Annotated in this window: 4 protein-coding genes; 1 reads left to right on the plus strand and 3 read right to left on the minus strand. The window is 36.8% G+C overall.

The genetic code is table 11. The features are described from left to right. Positions 1 to 423: 423 nt before the first annotated feature. Positions 424 to 1179, plus strand: a complete 756-nt coding sequence (locus ABY905_RS14655) for a hypothetical protein (protein WP_372645188.1) — start codon at positions 424 to 426, stop codon at positions 1177 to 1179. 167 nt (positions 1180 to 1346) lie between these two features. On the opposite strand, the gene ABY905_RS14660 is transcribed toward ABY905_RS14655, so the two are convergent. From ABY905_RS14660 to ABY905_RS14670, 3 genes are all read right to left on the minus strand, one after another. Beyond that, the gene (locus ABY905_RS14660) at positions 1347 to 2300 is read right to left on the minus strand and encodes a 2-hydroxyacid dehydrogenase (RefSeq protein WP_372645190.1); all 954 of its coding nucleotides are present in this window, start codon (positions 2298 to 2300) and stop codon (positions 1347 to 1349) included. Positions 2301 to 2399: 99 nt separating this feature from the next. Further along, positions 2400 to 2894, minus strand: coding sequence for a hypothetical protein (locus ABY905_RS14665; protein WP_372645192.1), 495 nt, complete (start codon positions 2892 to 2894; stop codon positions 2400 to 2402). A gap of 90 nt (positions 2895 to 2984) precedes the next feature. Beyond that, on the minus strand, positions 2985 to 4076 hold a 1092-nt coding region (locus tag ABY905_RS14670; RefSeq protein ID WP_372645194.1), incomplete at its 5' end, for a dihydroorotase.

Genomic DNA, 4076 nt, shown 5'->3' on the forward strand with positions numbered 1-4076 from the left:
CGGAGATGAAAACAAGTTTGTCGTAAGTCTGTTTATTTTAAAGAGAAGAATAGATTTGATAAACATAGCTCACAATATCGTTTCTGGAGGATAAAAGAGTTCGATCGGATAGTCGTAGTCGAGCATCAGAGTTGGTTTAGTTATCATCGGAGTCTGTAAAGTGTTAATCGGATGAGATTAAATCATAATAGGACTGGATTAATTACTAGTCTGATAGGCGTAAATTGATGTCTGACTTTATTTAAGGGTTATCGGAGAGCTTAAAGCCGCTGTCGGAGTTGGTGTTTGGCTTGTTTGTGAACACAAAATTCGATTTTAAGCGTATCTTAATCTCTTGGCAACGATGATGTTTGACGGGAGTAGTTGGTTATCAGGTATTATTGATTTTATTTAAAGTAGCATAATTCAAATCAATTATTTTAAATGGGTGTTTCATTTTATAAATTTAGACAAGAAGAGCTTCCTGTAGTGGGAGAGCTACTCTTGCAGATGTTTGAGCGTGACCGAAATGCTTTTGAGAATTTTTCTCCAGAGTATAAGGGTGAATTCTTGGAAATAGTCGTGAGCCAGATTAGAACGGTTTTAAACATGACCCAAGCACCAACATTGAGGGCAGAGATAAAGAGACAGACATCAGATTTATACCAGTGTATAGATGAGATTATTCCCATCCTGGATTTGATAGCAGCCTATGCCAAAAGAGCAAATGCTACCCTTACAGTTAAAGCTTCAGATTTTGGTGTGGCACAGGCCAAGAAAGAAATTCGTAAGAGAAATATAGAGGGGGTTTGCACAAAAGTCAAAGTTGTAGAACAAAATATCACGAATAATCTGGACGCTTTAAAAGAGAGAGGATATACCGAGGCTTTAGGATCTGAGCTTAATAGTATGACTCAAAAAGCATATAAGCTTAATCTGTTACAGGAAGAAAAAATAAGAGCGAAGAAACAATTGGTTGTAAATAATATGACTGAATATACGCTTCTTTGGTGTTTTCTAAAAGATCTTTCAGAAACTGGTAAACTTCTGATGAAATCAGATAAACAGAAATGTGATGGGTATAAGTTTAGCCACATTATAAAGCAGGTTAGGAAGTCAAAACCTAATACTGATTCAGCGAATTCAGAAGAGCTTATTAATGAAAAATCAAATCAGGACGTTGTGCTTGAAGAAGTTTGATTCGGAATTAATATTAAGTGTGTAGTTGCACGAAAAAGCACCCTTATTCGGGGTGCTTTATTTTTATATCAGTTTTTGTTTCCCGCAGATCAAAATGATTTTAGCAGATGAGATTGATTTGTACTTACTTTATCTGTGAAGATCTGCATGATCAGCGGGAAGCTCAATTATGCGAATTTATCGATAATTTTCTGTGCAGTGACTTCAGATAGTTTGATGTTTGATTCGTGAGTCCAACCTCCAACGTGTGGACTTAAGAGTACATTTTCTGAATCTATTAGATATTGAAAATCTTCTGGTAGTTCGTTGGCATGTAAATCTTCGAAAGATGTTTTTTCATATTCCAAAACATCGAGACATGCTCCACGAACCTGTGCTGATTTAAGGTGTTTTACCAAATCGGATATTTTTACAATCTTTCCTCGAGCTGTGTTAATCAAGAAAAATGGCTTTTTGAATTTGCCCAGAAACTCATCGTTCACCATAAACATGGTTTCTTCAGTCTGAGGAATATGAAGGCTTAGAATATCACACTGGTCGAAGAGTTCTTGCATTTGATTTTCGTCACAAAACTCATCCGAATAATCGAATTTGTATTTGTCATAGGCAATTACCTTGCAACCAAAACCTTTAAGACGTTGTGCAAAGGCGTTGCCCATATTGCCATAACCAATTATGCCTACGGTTTTGCCTTTGATTTCCAGACCACGGTTTTCTTCTCTACGCCACATACCTTTACCAACCTCTGCATTACATCGGCAAAGATTATTGAACAAACAAAGAAGCATACCCAGAGCATGTTCTCCTACGGCATCTCGGTTTCCTTCAGGAGCATTAAAGCAGCTTATACCTTTACTTTCGGCATAGGGGACGTCAATATTCTCAAGACCAGCTCCCACACGACCGATAAATTTCAGGCGAGTGGCTTTGTCAAGCTCAGCTTTGGTCAATTTAAATTTACTTCTGATAATAAAACCATCGAATTGATCGAAAATGGCAAGCATTTCATCTTTGCTCAATTCGGGTGTGTATTGGCAGTCGAAACCTGCCTCTTCCAACATTTCAAGTAATCGTGGGTGTGTTGAATCTATAAATAATACTCTTAGTTGTTCTTTGCTCATCTTAGCTTAAATTCTTCTGTGGTTATTTTTTGTTGATGTTTTTAAAGGGAGTCCACTTTGATGAATCATCATATTCTCAAATTAAAACATCTTTAAATTTTAATCTAAATTCACCACAAAACTAGCTCTATATCCTCTAACTTTCTTGTTCTCGCTACATATTTCGTAACCAAACATCAGCGATTTTACTTTTTTCTGAAGTCGCAATTGATCCTTATCCCAATACCATTCCTCTTTAAATTGGATGTTACCAATATTATTTTCCTTGCCGTTCTTTTTAAGGATCGCCTTTATTTCAGATTTTGAGAGAAGATGATCGTCAAAATAATCATAGGCTTTTAATCGTCCGCCCATAACTGCGTTGATAACATCTTTTGACATTAATTTTATATCTGTATTTTCCAGACATTCTGATTGCCACTCATCCTCAACGTCAGGGTTTTTTATGAGAACCTCGTATGTAATAGGATTCGCAATACTTAAACCTTGAATTGGAGATGTGTTTTTATTCTTTTGGCTACCAGAAGACTCACAAGATGTAAGAACGAGTGAGGCAAACAGGGCCATTAATAGTAATGAGTTTGCCTTTTTCATGATGAAAGATGTTGGTGTAATACAAAATAATATGAAGATTTGACGATGATAATCCTCATGAATTATCATCGCCAATATTTTGAGTCGATATTATCTATTGAAAGTTAGTCGTTTACCTCGAATGCTTTCATCAATTATACCTTGGTTATAAACAAGCTGACCATTAACAAATGTTTGGTTGACTTTGTAGTGGAAGCTATCACCCTCGAATGGAGACCAAGCACACTTATAAAGAATATTCTCTTTGTTTACTGTCCACTCATCTTCTGAAAGAAGAACTAAATCAGCAAAGTAACCCTTACGGATATATCCTCTTTTTTCAACTTGGAAAACATCAGCAGGAGCATGACACATTTTCTCAACCACTTTAGCAATACTCAACTTACCTTTGTGAGCAAACTCAAGCATTGATACAAGAGAGTGTTGAACCAAAGGTCCACCACCAGCAGCTTGCATATAGTTGCCATCTTTTTCTTCAATAGTATGTGGTGCATGATCAGTGGCAATCACATCCAAACGATCATCAAGTAAAGCTTCCCAAATTTTATTTTGATCATCCGCAGTTTTAATGGCCGGATTCCAACGGATTCTTGCTTTTCTAGAGGCGTAATCAGAATCGTTAAATCTTAGGTGATGCACACAAACTTCAGCAGTGATTCGTTTATCCTTCGAAGGAATCTTATTATCGAACAGATCCATTTCCATTCCACTTGAAAGGTGCAGGATATGCAGTCGTGTGTTATATTTTTTTGCCAATTCTATGGCTTTAGAAGACGATTTATAACAAGCTTCTGCTGATCGAATTTCACCATGATAATCCATTGGGATATCGTCACCATATTTTGCACGGTAAGTTTCAAGATTGGCATCAATCATAGGCGAATCTTCACAGTGCGTTGCGATAAGAAGAGGAGCCTTCTCGAAAATCTGCGATAGGGTATCTATATCGTCAACCAGCATATTACCCGTTGATGACCCCATAAATATTTTAATACCACAAACATTTTTCGGATTGGTTTTGATCACTTCTTCCAAATTTGTGTTTGAAGCACCCATATAAAAAGAGTAGTTTGCCAACGATTTCTCCGCTCCAAGCTTGTATCGTTCTTCAAGCAATTCCTGTGTTAAAGTTTGAGGTTTTACATTGGGCATATCCATAAACGAAGTCGTTCCTCCAGCTAC

It is taken from the genome of Ancylomarina sp., assembly GCF_041555295.1.
Lineage (GTDB): Bacteria > Bacteroidota > Bacteroidia > Bacteroidales > Marinifilaceae > Ancylomarina.

Bases quoted from the DNA above. Each gene is read 5' to 3' on its own strand.
- ABY905_RS14665 (WP_372645192.1), bottom strand. From the start codon at position 2,894: ATGAAAAAGGCAAACTCATTACTATTAATGGCCCTGTTTGCCTCACTC.
- ABY905_RS14660 (WP_372645190.1), bottom strand. From the start codon at position 2,300: ATGAGCAAAGAACAACTAAGAGTATTATTTATAGATTCAACACACCCA.
- ABY905_RS14655 (WP_372645188.1), top strand. From the start codon at position 424: ATGGGTGTTTCATTTTATAAATTTAGACAAGAAGAGCTTCCTGTAGTG.